19 protein-coding genes are annotated in these 18,008 nt (G+C 57.1%); 5 read left to right on the forward strand and 14 right to left on the reverse strand.

What is annotated here, in order from left to right:
- Positions 1-228 precede the first annotated feature (228 nt).
- The 8 genes from M6G53_RS05545 to M6G53_RS05580 all read right to left on the reverse strand — a co-directional run bounded on the left by M6G53_RS05545 (position 229) and on the right by M6G53_RS05580 (position 4,657).
- Positions 229-2,517: a replication endonuclease gene (locus M6G53_RS05545; protein WP_253329629.1), complete on the reverse strand. Its 2,289-nt coding sequence runs from the start codon at positions 2,515-2,517 to the stop codon at positions 229-231.
- Positions 2,514-2,798 (reverse strand): DUF5405 family protein, encoded by a 285-nt coding sequence (locus M6G53_RS05550; RefSeq protein ID WP_253329867.1) that lies wholly within the window; start codon positions 2,796-2,798, stop codon positions 2,514-2,516. Before M6G53_RS05550 ends, M6G53_RS05545 begins: the two co-directional genes overlap by 4 nt.
- The gene (locus tag M6G53_RS05555) at positions 2,798-3,013 is read right to left on the reverse strand and encodes a TraR/DksA C4-type zinc finger protein (protein WP_021504068.1); all 216 of its coding nucleotides are present in this window, start codon (positions 3,011-3,013) and stop codon (positions 2,798-2,800) included. The genes M6G53_RS05550 and M6G53_RS05555 overlap by 1 nt, the downstream gene beginning before the upstream one ends.
- A 2-nt stretch (positions 3,014-3,015) precedes the next feature.
- The gene (locus M6G53_RS05560) at positions 3,016-3,315 is read right to left on the reverse strand and encodes a DUF5405 family protein (RefSeq protein ID WP_253329631.1); all 300 of its coding nucleotides are present in this window, start codon (positions 3,313-3,315) and stop codon (positions 3,016-3,018) included.
- Entirely contained in the window at positions 3,308-3,565 is a 258-nt protein-coding gene (locus M6G53_RS05565; RefSeq protein WP_253329633.1) for a DUF2732 family protein, read from the reverse strand. Before M6G53_RS05565 ends, M6G53_RS05560 begins: the two co-directional genes overlap by 8 nt.
- Positions 3,566-3,628: 63 nt before the next feature.
- Positions 3,629-4,129 (reverse strand): phage replication protein B, encoded by a 501-nt coding sequence (gene repB / locus M6G53_RS05570; RefSeq protein ID WP_253329634.1) that lies wholly within the window; start codon positions 4,127-4,129, stop codon positions 3,629-3,631.
- On the reverse strand, positions 4,126-4,305 hold the full coding sequence (locus M6G53_RS05575; protein ID WP_253329636.1) for a hypothetical protein: 180 nt from the start codon (positions 4,303-4,305) through the stop codon (positions 4,126-4,128). Before M6G53_RS05575 ends, repB begins: the two co-directional genes overlap by 4 nt.
- Positions 4,295-4,657: a Cox family DNA-binding protein gene (locus M6G53_RS05580; RefSeq protein ID WP_102779549.1), complete on the reverse strand. Its 363-nt coding sequence runs from the start codon at positions 4,655-4,657 to the stop codon at positions 4,295-4,297. Before M6G53_RS05580 ends, M6G53_RS05575 begins: the two co-directional genes overlap by 11 nt.
- Positions 4,658-4,768: 111 nt before the next feature.
- Here M6G53_RS05580 and M6G53_RS05585 point away from each other — a divergent pair, with 111 nt between their 5' ends.
- From M6G53_RS05585 to pflA, 3 genes are all read left to right on the forward strand, one after another.
- Positions 4,769-5,068, forward strand: coding sequence for a helix-turn-helix transcriptional regulator (locus M6G53_RS05585; protein ID WP_253329869.1), 300 nt, complete (start codon positions 4,769-4,771; stop codon positions 5,066-5,068).
- Positions 5,069-5,134: 66 nt separating this feature from the next.
- The gene (locus M6G53_RS05590) at positions 5,135-6,121 is read left to right on the forward strand and encodes a phage integrase (protein WP_253329638.1); all 987 of its coding nucleotides are present in this window, start codon (positions 5,135-5,137) and stop codon (positions 6,119-6,121) included.
- A 46-nt stretch (positions 6,122-6,167) separates the two neighbouring features.
- Positions 6,168-6,959 (forward strand): pyruvate formate lyase 1-activating protein, encoded by a 792-nt coding sequence (gene pflA, locus M6G53_RS05595; RefSeq protein ID WP_253329640.1) that lies wholly within the window; start codon positions 6,168-6,170, stop codon positions 6,957-6,959.
- A gap of 49 nt (positions 6,960-7,008) precedes the next feature.
- Here the strand turns inward: pflA and M6G53_RS05600 are convergent, their stop codons facing one another.
- The 6 genes from M6G53_RS05600 to lrp all read right to left on the reverse strand — a co-directional run bounded on the left by M6G53_RS05600 (position 7,009) and on the right by lrp (position 16,296).
- Positions 7,009-8,160 carry an MFS transporter gene (locus M6G53_RS05600; RefSeq protein WP_033637849.1) on the reverse strand — a complete coding sequence of 384 codons (1,152 nt, stop codon included), beginning with the start codon at positions 8,158-8,160 and terminating at the stop codon, positions 7,009-7,011.
- Positions 8,161-8,458: 298 nt separating this feature from the next.
- Entirely contained in the window at positions 8,459-9,751 is a 1,293-nt protein-coding gene (serS, locus tag M6G53_RS05605) for a serine--tRNA ligase (protein WP_038880767.1), read from the reverse strand.
- A gap of 109 nt (positions 9,752-9,860) precedes the next feature.
- Positions 9,861-11,147 (reverse strand): replication-associated recombination protein A, encoded by a 1,287-nt coding sequence (locus tag M6G53_RS05610; RefSeq protein ID WP_253329871.1) that lies wholly within the window; start codon positions 11,145-11,147, stop codon positions 9,861-9,863.
- Between the two features lie 67 nt (positions 11,148-11,214).
- Positions 11,215-11,826 (reverse strand): outer membrane lipoprotein periplasmic chaperone LolA, encoded by a 612-nt coding sequence (gene lolA, locus M6G53_RS05615; protein ID WP_019454555.1) that lies wholly within the window; start codon positions 11,824-11,826, stop codon positions 11,215-11,217.
- 198 nt (positions 11,827-12,024) lie between these two features.
- Positions 12,025-15,681 carry a DNA translocase FtsK 4TM domain-containing protein gene (locus tag M6G53_RS05620; RefSeq protein WP_253329642.1) on the reverse strand — a complete coding sequence of 1,219 codons (3,657 nt, stop codon included), beginning with the start codon at positions 15,679-15,681 and terminating at the stop codon, positions 12,025-12,027.
- Between the two features lie 120 nt (positions 15,682-15,801).
- Positions 15,802-16,296: a leucine-responsive transcriptional regulator Lrp gene (gene lrp, locus M6G53_RS05625; RefSeq protein WP_004928318.1), complete on the reverse strand. Its 495-nt coding sequence runs from the start codon at positions 16,294-16,296 to the stop codon at positions 15,802-15,804.
- 223 nt (positions 16,297-16,519) lie between these two features.
- On the opposite strand from lrp, the gene M6G53_RS05630 reads away from it, so the two are divergent.
- Positions 16,520-16,792, forward strand: coding sequence for a hypothetical protein (locus M6G53_RS05630; protein WP_253329644.1), 273 nt, complete (start codon positions 16,520-16,522; stop codon positions 16,790-16,792).
- A 158-nt stretch (positions 16,793-16,950) separates the two neighbouring features.
- Positions 16,951-17,922 (forward strand): thioredoxin-disulfide reductase, encoded by a 972-nt coding sequence (gene trxB / locus M6G53_RS05635; protein ID WP_019454557.1) that lies wholly within the window; start codon positions 16,951-16,953, stop codon positions 17,920-17,922.
- Positions 17,923-18,008: the final 86 nt, after the last annotated feature.

Genomic DNA, 18,008 nt, shown 5'->3' on the forward strand with positions numbered 1-18,008 from the left:
GGGTGAGTCGATGCGTAAACTGGCGCAAACCGATCAGACGAGTTAAAAACAAGAGTAAGAAATAAACAGCGCGAGAAGAGCGATCGGAATCGCCGGAATCACTGATCGAAATCATCGGAATACACAGTATTAGCTCCAAAATAATCCCCATAATGAATTAATTATCATGTACATACAGTGTGCAGCAATCATGCGCATGATAGCAAAACATTCATTATCTGGTGATGATTATTGGCTAAAACCCGGCCACTCATCGAGTGGAAGATATGAGAACGGCTGGTCGCCAAATATTATTGTCGCCCCTCGCGTCAAGGCTTTTAGCTCCCAGCGCTCGGCAGTAATGCCATGCTGCGCCAGCTCAAGCCGGATTTGCGGAATCCTTGCTCGTTCTGCCGGTGTCAGACGTGCCGATGGCGCATCGTTCCAAGATTTTTTCCGATTCCGGGCGATTTTTTGGTGATTATCCTTCGTTGACTGCCCCCTTATCGCGTCTCTAAGCGTCTTGGCGACGTCTGCGTCATCCCAGCTAACATCCCCGCTATCAATCAAATTCATCACCGCCGTGACGTACTCAGGCGGTGTATCTTGCATAACTGCGTCTGGCTCTCGCGGAGCCTCCCCACAGTTATTGACAGGACTCCGAGGCGCGCCAGAGGCGCTTTTTAAAGTCAAAGGATCAACGTCAAGGTCAACGGCCTTGCGGACAATGCGCCATTCTGTTGTCCGGGTTTCGTGAATATGACCCACGCCAAGGTGCGGCGCAAAAATGCCGACAACCTTTTGCACCTCTTCGTCATAAGCGTTCGGCTCATCAGCCACCTTGCGCGCAACTCGCACGGTCTGCACGTCGCGCGGGACGTTTGCGCCTCCCTGTCCAGCCATATAGGCGGCAAAATTTCCAGCACTGGCAGCCGCACGCACGGCCTCGACACGCTCGTCAAAAGTTTCAGCAAGGCTGATGTGGCGGAGGCAGGCGGCCCGGCATTCACGATAAGCGCCCATGGTAGGGATTCCGATAGCCTTGAACTGAGGGATGCGCCATGTTGACGCCCATGAGGTCACCGCAGCAGCCATATCGCGTAACGGTTTCCCGGTGTCGTGGTCAATCTGGCCGTCGAGCGCATAACCATCGATATTTTTAGCAATGTATTTAGCGATATACCCCGCCGCGCCGCCCTTATTCATATGCTTGGCTTCAAATCGGTTCTTTGCTGCACCGCGCTCATCGCCATCCTCTTTCAATGCATAGCGACGCATGATGTCGATGACGTCCTGACGTTGTTTGCGCTCGCAAAACAGCATCATATGCCAGTGCGGCGTCCCGTCATGGTGAGGTTCAACGACACGCATACCGTAAACGCTCAGGCCGTTATCTTTAAACGCGGTGCGCATTTTGCTCCAGATGCGCACCAGATAACGCTGGCCGTCTTTCGGTGAAAAAGCCTCTGAATCCCAATTGTGGTTAAACTGGACTTTTTCAGCCCCTTCTTTGCCAACAACGCGCGTCGGGTGATATTTAGACGGGGTGGTGATAGTGATAAACATGCCGACGTGCCTCTCGCTGGCAGCATATTTTTCTATCCCTGCGATGGTGCTCATCAGCTCCATGCGGCGGATTTCCGGATTAGAAATGCTCGCCATGACCTTATCAATCAGGTCGACACGTTCACCGGTGGCGACATTCTCCAGATCGCACCCTTTCAGATAATCCATATTGGCTAACCGCCGGGCCTGCACATCCCTAATCGCCTGCTTGCTCGCGTATGGATATTTCTTTAGGTTTACTTCACCGGCGGCAATCAGTAACGCCTCACGCCAGCGTGTGCGCTGCACTTTCAACTGGCGTTCCCACCACTCCGCGTTAGCCAGCCGTGACAAACTGGCAACAGCCGAAGACGCGTCCAGCTTACCTTTGCAGTATTTTCTCCAGTGCATTGGCGTGATATTAAAGGCTCGCGCCATGCGGGCGATGCGCCCATAAAACACAGCCTGTACGCCGTTACTCAGCAGTAAAGAATTATCCCCGTCATTGGCGGCGAGAAACTCCTCACAATAGCGGTCATAATTTTGCAGCAACTGCCCAGCGATACGGTCAGCAAAACGCCGCAACTCCTTATCTTCCATGCCCGGCAGACGTGCATAATTATCCACCTCAGCCATAAAGCATGGCGAGGCGTTAAGGTTCATCGCATTTTTCTCATTAACGATTTCAATGCGCGGCCAGATGCGGCGCTCAAACTGGAGCACAAGCCACTTATTAGCAGCGTGCAGCCCCTGCTCTTTCAGCAAGAAAGAATGACGCCCAAGAAAGATACTGCTGAGGAAATGCGGTAAGGCGTGAATTTTACGCAAAACGGCTTGCCCCTGAGCGTATTGCTCACGGGTAAGCGGTCTTTCTTTCCCAATAGCGGATTTTGGTGCGTTCCATGAATGAACGCCGACGAAGGGCTCGCCGGAAGTTGCTGCAAATGGCGGTGGTGGTGAGGGGGCTATGCGCCCCCGGGCTGATACAGTCATTTATCCTCTTTATTTATCGCGGAAAACGCCTCTTGGCACAGCTCGCCAATGCGGCCAATCTCAGCGGCCAAACCTGCGATACTGGTAACGGTTGAGTCACGGACGTGGTGATGCACCAACCCGGAAACCAACTGCGTGACCGTCGGGTAATAACCGACGGCGTCGAGCCACTCCTCGCCCGCCTTACCACCGGTTTTAACCAGCTTCTTTTTGTTCAAAATGAACTGATTGGCATCACTGGTGATAACCCAATCCTTACCGACAGGAATGCGCAGCATGATTACCCCCTGAAATGCTTGGTTTGTTGTTCGTGGATGGTCTGGCATGACACGCAACGGGTCACACCGGCAAAGGCTGCACGGCGTGCAGCGGGGATAGCTTGGTCACACTCTTCACAAATTGACGCAGACACCCCGCCCTTTATGCGCGCAGCATTAACTTGTGCGGCGAGAGTCTCCTGCTGGCGCTGCTGCACCAAGTCCATTAAATCCGGCATCGTTATTGCTCCGATTCACTATTCAGTTTATTGAGTACCTGCTGAGCTAATTCTGCGATGCGATGCGACTCCTTCATCAGCTCGCTAATACTGGTAATGGTTTTAAGAAAAACGCCGCGCTTTACCGACAAATTAATAAGGTCAGCAACCAGCTTTAACTCATTCGAGTAAATAGCTCTGGTCTGGTAATATTTTTCTTTTGTCTCTTTATCTGTTTTTACTTCGGCTAAAATAAAATCGCCCTCATCCATTTTCACGATGGCGAATACGTTATTAATTTCCACATACTCCCGCTCAACCATGCTTCAACTCCTGCTTGTGCGCCTGTCCTTCGTGGTCAAACTTCTCCGACTCCTGACGCAACAGCTCGATGATTTCCACACATGAGAGATGATTAACCGCCGCATGAGTCGCCAAACGGTCAAGGTGAGAGGAGAAACTAACGGCCGCATCTGCCTTTGCTTCCGCACGAGCGTTGTTCAGCATGAAGTTACGCAAATCTGCATCAGCCTTATTTCGCATTTCTTGGCCAACGGTTTTATACATGTGCATAGAGAACTCCAGATAAAAGGATGCCCGACGCAATCAAGCGCCTTTAAATTTAAAGCGAGTTAATTAATGAAAATACGCTTCAGGTTTAACTGACGTTAATATGGTTGGTGCATATTCGAATAAATTAAACAGCTCACGCAGCGCCCTGAATAACTCCTCGCGCCATTTACAGGACTCATCATCAATACGCCAGTACGGCTGATTAAACTCGACCTCAGTTAACCCGGCATGTAGGAATAAAGTGCGGCGCTGGCTTATGGTTAATCGGCCAATGAATCCAGATTTACTGATACCGTGCTTACGATAAGTAGCGAAAGCGCTGCGAAGTTCATCAATGGCGCACACAAGACGCTCGCGCTCGCTGTCATTCATTTCCTCTAATCGCATAACAGCATACCGCTGTTTTAACTGCGCATGGAAACAGATGGTCAGGCGCTCGCGCTCCATCATCTGATTATAAAAATCGCAGGTGCTTCTCCAGCGAGGGGCGGCGAGGCGCTCCCCAACCAAAGCACGCAGCCCGGCGGGCTGGTTGCGAACAATACCGGCGGTGATAGCTGTCATTTTGAAAAACCCCGCATTGCTGATTTGATGGAGGAGATCCAGCGGCTGGCCGAGCGTGTACGAATAACGATTCCTTTCCGGCCTTTACCGTGGGTGATGGTGATATCAAGCTTGCGCCCGGTTTGGTGGTTCCAGAGCAGCGAGGCGATTGATATAGGTTGCGGATTAGGCTGCATTATAGCTGCGCCCCCTACCCGGCTTACTGGTGCTGATACGGTCTTTCCACCCGTGCCATTCTTCTGCCGCATCTTCAACCAGCTGATCAGCGTACTTGTCCCACTCTTTGCGGTTAACCCACAACTCAGCTTTGCTACCCGGTTTCAACGGGTCAGCCATGTAAAACGCAGGGAGTTTCCCTGCTTTAGCCATCGCAACGATGGCCGCCGGAGTTTTTCCCACATAAAGAGCGAAACCCTCTTTCGATAAAAGTGCAGACGGTTGTGGAGAGAGGGAAATAGCTCGTTTTTTACCGCCTATATTCGTATCGGTTTCGTCTTCCTGAGTATTGGTTTTAGCTTCGTCACGCATTTGCTATCCTCCGCGTAGGTTTACATACTTTCTATGTAGAACCACTTAGAACCAGCCAAGTCACACATGGCTGCATTGAATTTACGCACAAGATAGTGAGATTAAATGCAAGTGTCAATATCGATAGCAGAGAAGATAAAACTCATCCGAGAATCAGAACGACTAACCCAACGCCAAATGGCTGAATTAATTGGAATTCCTCATGGTTCATTCTTTCAATACGAACAAGGACGCAGTAAACCCGGCTTAGAAGCCACTATAAAAATTTTCCAACATCCACAATTCCGTAAGTATCGAGACTGGTTCATGTTTGATGAGGTTAACCCCGAGGCCGGTCAAGTTGCACCGGCTCTCGCACACTTTGGGCAAGACTCAACAACATCACCCCAATCCGGCCAAAAGAGTGGCTAACTGTTTATAAAGAATACATTTTCACAATTTATTTCCAAGACGACGAATACGTCGGAGGGCTGTCTTATGTCGATTAAGAAGCTCGATGATGGTCGTTATGAAGTGGACGTTAGGCCGCAGGGTTCCGAAGGGAAACGGATCAGGCGGAAGTTCGACAGTAAGGGTGAGGCATCCGTTTTTGAGCGTCACATACTGGTCAACTATCACAAGAAGGATTGGCTGGAAAAACCAGCAGACCGTCGCAAGCTAACCGCCCTGCTCGATCTCTGGTGGGTGTTCCACGGTAAAAGCCATAACCGTGGTGAAATCGAGCGCGGCAGGCTTACCGCTATCATGGCCATACTGGCAGAAATGGGCGTGGTGCGAGCTGACCAACTGACCAAAAAAGCGATATTGAATTATCGCGTCCACATGCTCAATGAAGGGTTGAAAGCATCAAGTGTAAACCGCCACCACGCGATATTGAGCGGGATGTTTACTAAGCTGATTGAAGCGGAAGAGTATCATTCCGAACACCCGTTCAAAGGGATAAAGCAGCTTAAAGAGGCTCAAACCGAAATGGCGTTCCTCTCGATTGAGGAAATCAGCACTCTTATTGATCTGCTCGACGGTGACGATCGCAAAGCTGTATTAGTCTGTTTAGCTACTGGTGGACGTTGGGGTGAAGTTGCCACATTGAAGGGTGAACACATCATAAACAATATGCTGACGTTTATGAAAACGAAGAACGGCAAACGACGCACTATCCCAGTGTCGGACGAGTTAATACGTCAGGTGAAAGTAAAGACTACCGGTCCGCTTTACGCACCTAACTATGACAACGTCCGCAACGTCTTGAGAAAGATGAAACCGGATTTGCCAGAAGGTCAGGCCGTTCATGTGTTCCGGCATACTTTCGCCACACACTTTATGATGAATGGAGGAAACATAATCACTTTACAGCGGATTTTGGGGCATTCAAAAATACAGCAAACCATGATTTACGCACACTTTGCACCGGACTTCTTGCAGGATGCTGTAACACTAAATCCGCTCAATGGAGTGTCCATATAATGTCCACCAAACAGCACTAATTAGCACTATTTGAGACTATGCAGATATGACAACAGATTGTATTACAAAGAATTTCCCTGCTACCGAGGGGGAGCGAAAGTCAGTAACTGGTCGCATCCACTCCTTCGAATCCTGCGGCACCGTCGACGGGCCCGGGATCCGCTTTATCGTCTTCTTCCAGGGCTGCCTGATGCGCTGCCTCTATTGCCATAACCGCGACACCTGGGACACCCACGGCGGCAAGGAAGTGACCGTCGAAGAGCTGATGAAAGACGCGGTAGCCTATCGCCACTTCATGAACGCCTCCGGCGGCGGCGTGACGGCGTCCGGCGGCGAGGCGATCCTGCAGGCTGAATTCGTGCGCGACTGGTTCCGCGCCTGCCATGCCGAAGGCATCAATACCTGCCTGGACACCAATGGCTTCGTGCGCCGCTACGATCCGGTGATCGACGAGCTGCTGGACACCACCGATCTGGTGATGCTGGATCTGAAACAGATGAACGACGAGATCCACCAGAACCTGGTCGGCGTCTCCAACCACCGCACGCTGGAATTCGCTCGCTACCTGGCGAAGCGCAATCAACGCACCTGGATCCGCTATGTGGTAGTGCCGGGTTGGTCAGACGACGATAAGTCGGCGCACCTGCTGGGCGAGTTCACCCAAGACATGACCAACATCGAGAAAATCGAGCTGCTGCCCTACCACGAACTGGGCAAGCACAAATGGATAGCGATGGGGGAAGAGTACAAGCTGGACGGCGTACACCCGCCGAAGGCCGAGACCATGGATCGCGTCAAAGGCATCCTGGAAAGCTACGGCCACAAAGTCATTTACTGATTGGCGCAGCGCCAAAGAAAAACCGGCTCATGGCCGGTTTTTTTTATGCTCAGGCGGCGGCGAACGGCGTGTGATGGTGATCCGGCTTCTGCTTCTTCAGCAGCATCAGCAGGTAAACCAGCGCCACGGCGGCGATCATCACGAACAGCACGCGATCGGAGTAGTTTTGCATCAGCAGCGCCGTCATCGACGGGCCCAGCAGGCTGCCGATGGTGTAACTCATCAGGAGCGCCTGGTTCATCGCCACCAACTCGTGCGGCAGCGCCTTCTCACAGGCCCAGGACATCGCCACCGGGTACAGGGTAAAGCCGGCGCAGCCGAGGATGAACAGCGAAGGCGCCATGGCGTAGTTACCGAGCATCGCCACGCTGGCGAGGATCACCACGAACACCTGAATGCGCAGCACCAGCAGGCGCCCGTAGCGATCGGCCAGGCGACCGACCGGCCATTGGCCGACGATGCCGGAGCTGACCAACAGTGCCATCCAGTAACCGACGTTGGCATCGCTCATGCCCTGATGAGAGAGGTACAGCGGCATCAGGCCGTACAGCGAACCGAGCACGATGCCGGAGATGATGCAGCCATTGATGCCAAGGCGTGCGCTGCGGCGTCTCAGCATTGTCCACACCGCCGCCTGCTGCGGCTCGTCTTCATGGCGGTTGACCCGCGCAAACAGCATCGGCAACATCGCGCTGATCACAATGGCGGTCACCCACGGCACCACGTGTAGCAATTCCGTCGAGGTCATGCTCAACAGCAATTGGCCGGTCACCGTACCGAGGTAATAGACAATCATATAGGCCGCCAGCAGCTGGCCACGGTTGCTTAGATTGCCGCTGCGCAACAGCGCGCTTTCCACGATCACCCAGATCCAGGCGCAGCCGACGCCGGCGAAGAAGCGCCAGCCCAGCCAGCTCCAAAAATCGATCGACAGCACCATACCAGCGGTTGCGGCGGCGAACACCAGACAAGAAAGATGATAGCTGCGGGTAAAGCCGACGCGCTGGATCAGTTTGCCCGCCACCAGCGTGCCCAACAGGTTGCCGCTGAAATAAGAGGAGCTGACCATTCCCACCTGCCAGGTCGACAGCTGAGCATGGGTTAACCAAAGAGGCACGAGCGTATTCAAAACGGCAATAGATACCGTGAGCAGCAAGAGGCCGCAGAGCAATAAGAGCACCGGGCGGGAGTATGCGGACATAGTGAAATTGTGACCGAACGCGCAATGAGAGTGCGCGCATCATGCCACTGGCGATAAAAAAGTCAATCGCCTCTTATCATTCCAGCGCACGATTTGTTTCCAGCTAACCGGCTGACAGACCGTCATCATCAGCTCCAAGGCAGCGGCCAGTATCGGCGGCACATTCAGCTCCACTCACCCGCCGAGGTGAAAAACAAGCATCTGGTCGACTACATTCAACAGGCTTACACGCTGGCAACGGACTGAATTTTCGACATAAAAAAAGCGCCCGCAGGCGCTTTTTCTCGTGGTTTGCCGTTCAGCCGATGTATTCCAGGCCGCCCATATATGGACGCAGCACTTCAGGTACCTGAATGCGGCCGTCGGCCTGCTGGTAGTTTTCCAACACCGCCACCAGCGTGCGGCCGACTGCCAGGCCCGAGCCGTTCAGGGTGTGAACCAGACGCGGTTTCTTGTCGGCCTTGCTGCGGCAGCGCGCCTGCATGCGGCGCGCCTGGAAGTCCCACATGTTGGAGCAGGACGAGATCTCGCGGTAGGTATCCTGCGCCGGCAGCCACACTTCCAGATCGTAGGTTTTGCACGCGCCGAAGCCCATATCGCCGGTGCACAGCAGCACCTTGCGGTAAGGCAGGTTCAGCAGCTGCAGCACTTTTTCCGCGTGGCCGGTCAGCTCTTCCAGGGCATCCATCGAATCTTCCGGGCGAACGATCTGCACCATCTCGACCTTGTCGAACTGGTGCATGCGGATCAAACCACGGGTGTCGCGGCCGTAAGAGCCGGCTTCCGCACGGAAGCATGGCGTGTGCGCGGTCATCTTCAGCGGCAGAGATTCCTCTTCCACGATCTCGTCGCGCACCAGGTTGGTCAGCGGCACCTCCGCCGTTGGGATCAGCGCATAGTTGCTGCTGTCGGCTTCTTCTTCCAGCGGACGGGTATGGAACAGATCTTCGCCGAACTTCGGCAGTTGGCCGGTGCCGTACAGCGTGGCGTGGTTGACCAGGTAAGGCACGTAGGCCTCCAGGTAGCCGTGCTGCTCGGTGTGCAGATCCAGCATGAACTGGGACAGCGCGCGGTGCATGCGGGCGATTTGCCCTTTCATCACCACAAAGCGCGAACCGGTCAGCTTAACCGCAGCGGCAAAATCCAGCCCGCCGGCCATTTCACCCAGATCGACGTGATCGCGCACCGCGAAGTCGTACTGGCGCGGTTCGCCCCAGCGGGTCACTTCCAGGTTTTCGCTGTCGTCTTTACCATCCGGCACCGCGTCGTCCGGCAGGTTAGGCAGCGTCAGGGCGTAATCGCGGATCTCGCTTTGCAGCGCATCCAGCGCCGCCTTGGCGGCATCCAGCTTGTCACCCAGCTCGTTCACTTCGCGACGCAGTGGCTCGATGTCTTCCCCACGCGCTTTGGCCGCGCCGATGGATTTCGATCGGGAGTTGCGTTCCGCTTGCAGCGTTTCAGTTTCTACCTGCAGAACTTTGCGGCGTTCTTCCTGCGAACGCAGCAGATCCAGATCGAGTTTAAAGCCTCGGCGAGCCAGTTTGACGGCGACTGCGTCTAGCTCATTACGCAGCAGATTGGGATCGAGCATGCTAATCCTGTGCTTGTTGTTATTGAAAGAAGTGTTGTTGTTCTATGCGGCTGATTTATAGCCGCATAAAAGAAGAGTGATACCCGCTAACCTTACCGCAACGGCCTCGCTAGCGGTAGCGTTTTGTCGGGCTATTTTGATCCTGCTCAGCCAGCCATGCCAACTTTTCGCCGATTTTCCCTTCCAGCCCGCGCGAGGTCGGTTGATAGTAGCGCGTATGGGCCATTTCGGGCGGGAAATAGTTCTCGCCGGCGGCGTAGGCGTTGGGTTCATCGTGAGCGTAACGGTATTCCGCCCCCAGCCCCATCTCCTTCATCAGCTTGGTTGGCGCGTTGCGCAGGTGCTCCGGCACGTCATAATCGGCCTGCTCTTTGGCGTCGCGCATGGCGGCCTTGAATGCGGTGTAGACCGCGTTGCTCTTCGGCGCGCAGGCCAGATAGACGATCGCCTGCGCGATGGCGCGCTCGCCCTCTGCCGGCCCCACGCGGGTAAAGCAATCCCAGGCGGCGATCGCCACCTGCATGCCGCGCGGATCGGCGTTGCCCACGTCTTCAGAGGCGATCGCCAACAGACGGCGCGCCACGTAGAGTGGATCGCCGCCGGCGGTAATAATGCGCGCATACCAGTACAGCGCAGCGTCCGGCGCCGAGCCGCGCACCGATTTATGCAGCGCGGAAATCAGGTCGTAATAACGGTCGCCCTTGTTGTCGAAGCGCGCACTGCGTTCGCCCGACACCTCTTTCAGCAGCTCCGGCGTCAGCACCCGCACGCCTTTGGCGTCTAACTCCGCCATATCCGCCATCATCTCCAGGCTGTTCAGCGCCCGGCGCGCGTCGCCGCCCACCAGCTCCGACAGCAGGCGGCGCGTTTCCGCCGGCAATTCGACATTCTGGCCGCCAAAGCCGCGCGCCTTGTCGCCCATCGCCTGATCCAGCACCTGGCCGATGTCTTCGGCGGTCAGCGCCTTCAGCAGATAGACGCGGGCGCGAGACAGCAGCGCCGAGTTCAGCTCGAACGACGGGTTTTCGGTAGTGGCGCCGATAAAGGTGATGGTGCCGTCTTCAATGTGCGGCAGGAAAGCGTCCTGCTGGCTCTTATTAAAGCGGTGCACTTCGTCGACGAACAGGATGGTGCGGCGGCCAGCGTCGCGGTTTTGCCGCGCCCGCTCGATCGCCTCGCGGATCTCCTTGATACCGGAGGTCACGGCGGAGATCCGTTCGACATCCGCCTGACCGTAACGGCCGATCAGCTCTGCCAGCGTCGTCTTCCCGGTGCCCGGCGGCCCCCATAAAATCATCGAGTGCAGCTGCCCGGCCTCGATGGCGCGCGGCAGCGGCTTGCCGGCGGCCAGCAGGTGCTGCTGGCCGATATACTGCGCCAGCGTAGTCGGCCGCATACGCGCGGCCAACGGCTGGAACTCGTTTTGGGAAAAATCGAGCGACAGATTATTACTCACTTGCACCTCACTGGCGCTGGTCGTCCAGCGTCACCCCCTTCGGCGGGGTAAATTTGAATTTGGCCGGATCGGCAGCGACGTTCTGCTGGCTTTTCAGCGTGTAGGAACTGCGCTGGCCATCCTGCTCCACCGCAGCGAAGCTGCGAATGGTACCGCTGTTGGTCACGCTGATGGCGAACTGCTTCAGGTTGCCGCTGGCGGACTTCGGCGTCAGCTCGAAATCATCGCCCTTTTGCTTCACGTTGTACTGTTTCCAGTCGCTGGCATTATTGCGGGTGATCAGCATAAACGGCGTATTGCCGGTGGCGTTCTTCAGCCAGGTCGCCGTCACCTGCTCCACGAACGGGTTATAGAACCACAGGGTCTGGCCGTCGGAGACCAGCACGCTCTCATCGGGCGAGGTCATGTGCCAGTTGAACAGGTTTGGCCGCTTCACCCACAGCTCGCCTTCCCCCTGTTGCACCGCGGCGCCGTCGGCGCTGGTCACGGTTTGCGAGAAGCTGGCGTGGAAACTGTTCACCTTCGCCAGGCGACTTTGCAGATCCTGTGCGGCATCGGCCAGCACGGAGGTAGAAGCGAATCCCGAAAGCAGACAGCAGGCAACTAACAGTTTTTTCATTATTCCAGATACCTTATGAAATGCGTTAACCGCAGGGCGACGCCGTGCGGGTCAAATCAACCCTTTACCCGCTTACTTTACCCGAAGCCGGCGATCGGCCGGTAGGCCAATGTTCCGAGAAGAAACGGGTTTACGCTTCTTTGCACAAGGGCCGCTTAAGCGGCCCTTTCTTATTGAATTGCAATGGCTAAACGACCATCAATCGTGCCGCGGCGGCGCCAGCACCTCGCGGTTGCCGTTGTGCCCCTGCTCGCTGACGATGCCCTGCGCTTCCATCTGTTCGATGATGCGCGCCGCGCGGTTATAACCGATGCGGAACTGACGCTGCACGCCGGAGATGGAGGCGCGGCGTTTATCCACCACGAAATCCACCGCCTGGTCAAACAGCGGATCCAGCTCTTCGTCGCCGTCCATACCGCCGCCGGCACCGCCCTCGCCGTCTTCGCCGCCGCTGAGAATGCCCTCTTTATATTGGGGCCGCTCGCGCGCTTTCCAATCCTTGACCACCGCATGCACTTCCTGATCGCGCACGAATGCGCCATGTACGCGCACCGGGATCGAGGAGTTCGGCGCCAGGTAGAGCATGTCGCCCATGCCCAGCAAAGATTCGGCGCCGCCCTGATCGAGGATGGTGCGCGAGTCTATCTTGCTCGATACGGTAAAGGCGATCCGCGTCGGGATGTTGGCCTTGATAAGACCCGTGATCACATCCACCGACGGACGCTGGGTCGCCAGCACCAGGTGGATACCCGCCGCACGCGCTTTCTGCGCCAGGCGAGCGATCAGCTCCTCGACCTTCTTGCCCACCGTCATGATCAGATCGGCGAATTCGTCGACCATCACCACGATGTACGGCTCTTTCTCCAGCACCGGCGGCGTGATGTCCATGCTGTCGGTCGGCTTCCAGAACGGATCCGGGATCGGGCGCCCCATCGCTTCGGCCTGATCGACGCGCTCGTTGTAGCCGGCCAGGTTGCGCACACCCAGAGCAGACATCAGCTTGTAGCGGCGTTCCATTTCGCCCACGCACCAGCGCAGCGCGTTAGCGGCGTCTTTCATGTCGGTGACCACGTCGGTCAACAGGTGCGGAATGCCCTCATAAACCGACAGCTCCAGCATTTTCGGGTCGATCATGATAAAGCGCACTTCTTTCGGCGTGGCTTTATACAGGATGCTCAGGATCATGGCGTTGACCCCGACCGACTTACCGGAACCGGTAGTACCGGCAACCAGCAAGTGCGGCATTTTGCCCAGATCGGCCACCACCGGTTCGCCGGAGATATCTTTACCCAATACGATGGACAGCGGCGACGGGTTGTCACGGAAGGCCGGGCAATCCAGCACTTCGCGCAGATACACCGTTTGGCGCTTGGTGTTCGGCAGCTCCAGACCGACATAGGGCTTGCCGGGGATCACTTCCACCACGCGCACCGCCGACGTCGACAGCGAGCGCGCCAGATCGCGCGACAGGTTGGAAATGCGCGCCGCTTTAACGCCCGGCGCCAGATCCAGCTCGAAACGGGTGATCACCGGCCCCGGCAGGATGTCCACCACGTCGGCTTTCACGCGGTAATCGGCCAGGCTGGCCTCCACCAGACGCGCCTTCTGTTCCAGCGCGAAGGTATCGACCGGCTCCACTTCCCTCGGCGCTTCGGCCAGCAGATCCAGCGTCGGCAACGGCGTGGTCGGCTTTTGCAGCGGCTGATCGTTGCGCATCAGGAACGGGTGAATCAAGCTGTCCATCGCCGGATGTTGCTCGGCCTGAGTTTGCTGAGGCTGCTGCTGCACCGGTTGCTGCGGCGGCTGATATTGCGGCTGCGACGGCTGCTGATACGACTGCGGCGGCTGTTGGTATTGTTGAGGCTGCTGATTCTGTTGCGGTTGCTGATATTGCTGTTGAGGCTGGGCAACCGGCGCCGCAGGCTCAAACTGGCCGAACGGCACATCGTCCTCTTGCTCGCTTTGCTGTTCAATGCGCTCTTCAAGCTGCGGGGACAGCGTGAACATCGGCTCGCTCGGGCCATCGTCCACTAAATCCGCCATCGGCGAGAAGCTGAAAGCATTGCGGGTATCGACCGGGCTGGCCGCCGGCGCCTGCGGGGCCGGTTCTTGCTGGCCGTAGCGCGCCTGCTGCTGCTCGGCGAACGCCTGACGCAGCGCGGCCTCTTGCCGCGCTTCTTCGTCGTCCATCTGATGGCCTTCGCCGTAGCGTTGGCTCTGCTGCTCGGCGAACGCCTTGCTCAGTTCGGCTTCCTGCAAGGCGCTCTCATCATCCTGCTCCGGCGCGTAGCTTTCACCATAGCGCTGGCTTTGCTGCTCGGCGAATGCCTGGCGCAGCGCGGCTTCCTGCAGCGCCTCTTCGTCCTGCGGGCTCACCGCCGTCGGCTGCTGAGGCTCCGCCTCGGCCTGGCGCTGCTCCTGCTCGGCCGCACGCTGCGAAGGCAGCTTGATGCCGTAAGAAGCCAGCTCGCGACGGGTCGGAATACGTACCGGATTCGGCCGCGGCAGCTCAGGGCCGATGCCTTGTTTAACCTGCGGATTGCCGTCGCTGGTTGCCGTGAAAGCCGGCATGAAGGTGGCCGCTGCGGCGCCCGCAGCGGCAGCCGCTGCCGTATCCAGCTGTGGCTTGGCGCCGGTGGCGCTGAAACCACCCGCGCCGCTGACGTCGGCACTGTCGCGCTGCGCGGCGGTAAAATCAAAGGGAGAACGCGCCGGCGGCTGCGGCGCAGCCGGCTCTTGCCAATTGCCCAGGCGCGGTTCATCGTCTTCCTGATAAGGATCGACAGGGCGCGTCGCCTTCGGCGCAGGCGTTTCTTCCGGAATTTCGAACGAGTACAGCGGCGGCGTGGCGTCTTGCGCCGGGGCGCTTACCGGATGCTGATTGACCGAGGCCGGTGCGGCCGGCGCCACCGTTACCGACGGCGCCTGTGTGGCGATCGGTGCGGCAACGGGCTCGTGGATCGCTGCCGTCACCGCCGGTGCAGGCGAAGCCGCCGGCGCGATTGGCGCCGCTTCAGCTTCAACCTCGTCATCGGCAGCACGCAGGCCGCTGAGCAACGGATCGGCGGCGTCTTCCGCCGCCGCTTTGGCACTTTCTGTAACCGAAGGCGCGGAGAACAACACGTCGTCATCGGCGGCTGCGGCGCTGGTGGCAACCGCGGCGGCGGCCCCCTTCCCTGCCTGCTCAGGCTCGTCGTCAACGTAACGCTCGTCATCCTCGAAATAGCGCTCTTCGCGGCGTGAGCGATTGGTCATCACCGTCGCGACGCCCAGCACCGCCCCGCCGATCTTCTCGGCGATCACCAGCCAGGACCAGCCGGTAAACAGCGTCAGCCCCGCCGCCCACACGCACAGCAGCGCCAGCGTGGCGCCGATGCCGTTGAACCACGGCAACATGGCGTTGCTCAGCAGGCTGCCGATCACGCCGCCGGAAGCGAAGTAATAAAGATCGTCAACGTTCAGCGCCGCCAGCCCACAGGAGGTGAGCACCAGCGCCAGAGTGCCGATAAGGCGCAGTGAGAGCGCGAAATAGTCGACGTAGTCTCGGTTGCCGCGTTGGCGATAAGCCGCCCAGCACAGAACCAGCATGATCGGCGGGATCGCGTAGGCGAGCACCCCGAAGGTGAAGAACAGCGTGTCGGCCAACCAGGCCCCAACACCGCCGCCCAGGTTGTGAATCGGCTCATGCCACGCGGTCTGCGACCAGCTTGGGTCAGACGGATTGAAGCTGACCAACGCGGCCATGAGGTAAACGGCAAAAATCGCTACCACGATAAGCACAGCTTCCAGCAAACGCCGGCCACTGCTGAGTCTTTTCAGGGTAACTTCTTTATCTTCTGTATATTCCTGGCTCAAGAAAGGCTCTCCAGGTTCCTGTTAGCTGACATAGCAACAGCGCCGAGAAGCTTCCCCGGCGCCGAAACTGTATGAATAAACAGGAGTGTAACCAATTTAATCAGGTTTTGCACCTGCACCTTACCGTGTTTTGATAACCAGACGGTTACTCTGTTTCACTTCTTCCATCACTACGTAGGTACGGGTGTCGTTAACCCCCGGCAAACGCAGCAAGGTTTCGCCCAGCAGTTTGCGGTAAGCCGACATGTCCGGTACGCGGGTTTTCAACAGGTAGTCGAAATCGCCGGAAACCAGATGACACTCCTGAATCTCTTCAAGCTTCTGCACTGCCGAGTTGAATTGCTCGAACACATCCGGCGCGCCGCGGTTCAGCGTGATCTCCACGAAAACCAGCAGGGACGCATCCAGATAATGCGGGTTGAGCAATGCGGTATAGCCATGAATGAAACCCTGGCGCTCGAGACGGCGCACGCGTTCTAAACATGGTGTCGGGGATAACCCCACGCGCTTCGAAAGCTCGACGTTCGAAATACGCCCATCCTTCTGCAGCTCATTCAGGATGTTGCGGTCGATACGGTCAAGATCTTTACCCGGGCGTTTCTTGTTGTCTGCCATTATTATTGTCTCTCTTATTTTCTTCCGTGCACTTGCCACACCCTAGCCAACGTCAATGTGTAAGGGTTCGTTCCAAGCGAAGACCCGATGCCTGTCATATGCTTCTTCACTACCATCATTCCACGCCGCGCAGCCTGTCTGTCCAACCCCGCGCAGCGCCGGTAACGACGTTTCGGTCGAGAAAAAATCAGCAAACGCTTGCGCGCCCTGCTCCGCACACCTGGTGCGTATTGCCGCCTTACGGCGTAAATACGTACGATTTGCTGGTGTTACGGGGATAATTTCTTCTTCCTATGATGTTTTCGCAAATGCGCAGCGGATTGTCAAAGTAAAAGAAGCAAAATCAGAACAACGTACCGTCACGAAAAGTCTGCATCCCATTTTTGGTTATGAATCGCTGGCAGATAAACCCCGGCAGCGAGCGGCTGAAGTCGCAGAATGCGCCGTTTTTGCGCGGTTGGCGATTCGGCAACCGAAAGCGGCTTTGATAAGGTAAATTTCTGCGTTCGGCGTACGATTTGCCGGCAGCGGGTGCATTAATAGGCGACAACTATCATACAAATCGTTAACAACGTCGCCCGGCGCTTTTTTTACTGCGCCATTTTCCCTACAATCGGCTTCATTGTCCGCCATTGTGGAATAAAGAGGTTATTCATGGGCACGGCTAAACATAGCAAATTACTGATTCTGGGCTCCGGCCCGGCCGGTTACACCGCCGCCGTCTACGCGGCGCGCGCCAACCTGAACCCGGTGCTGATCACCGGTCTGGAGCAAGGCGGCCAGCTGACCACCACCACCGAAGTGGAAAACTGGCCGGGCGACGCCGAAGGCCTGACCGGCCCGGCGCTGATGGAGCGCATGCGCGAGCACGCGGAGAAGTTTCAGACTGAAATCGTCTTCGATCACATCAACAGCGTCGATCTGCAGCAGCGTCCGTTCCGCCTGTTCGGTGACAGCGGTGAATACAGCTGCGACGCGCTGATCATCGCGACCGGCGCCTCCGCCCGCTACCTTGGCCTGCCTTCCGAAGACGCTTTCAAGGGCAAAGGCGTTTCCGCCTGCGCGACCTGCGACGGTTTCTTCTACCGCAACCAGAAAGTCGCGGTGGTCGGCGGCGGCAACACCGCCGTTGAAGAAGCGCTGTACCTGTCCAACATCGCCGCCGAGGTTCACCTGATCCACCGCCGCGACAGCTTCCGTTCAGAGAAGATCCTGATCGACCGGCTGATGGAAAAAGTGAAAAGCGGCAACATCGTGCTGCACACCGACCATACGCTGGACGAAGTGCTGGGCGATGAAATGGGCGTGACCGGCGTGCGTATCCGCAGCACCAAAGCGGAAAACGAAACCCGTGAACTGGAACTGGCCGGCGTGTTCATCGCCATCGGCCACAGCCCGAACACCGGCATCTTCGGCGGCCAGCTGGAGCTGGAAAACGGCTACATCAAGGTGCAGTCCGGCATTCACGGCAACGCGACCCAAACCACCATTCCCGGCGTCTTCGCCGCAGGCGACGTGATGGATCACATCTACCGCCAGGCGATCACCTCCGCCGGCACCGGCTGTATGGCGGCGCTGGACGCAGAACGTTACCTGGACGGCATCGCCGGCGCAGAAGTCTGCTAAGGCTTTCTCGCCACCAGCAAAAAGCGGCTCTCGGGCCGCTTTTTTTGTCTCTTTCTTCAGCAGTCCCCTTCTCGCGTCTGTTATAG

It is taken from the genome of Serratia nevei, from assembly GCF_024160145.1.
Classification (GTDB): domain Bacteria; phylum Pseudomonadota; class Gammaproteobacteria; order Enterobacterales; family Enterobacteriaceae; genus Serratia; species Serratia nevei_A.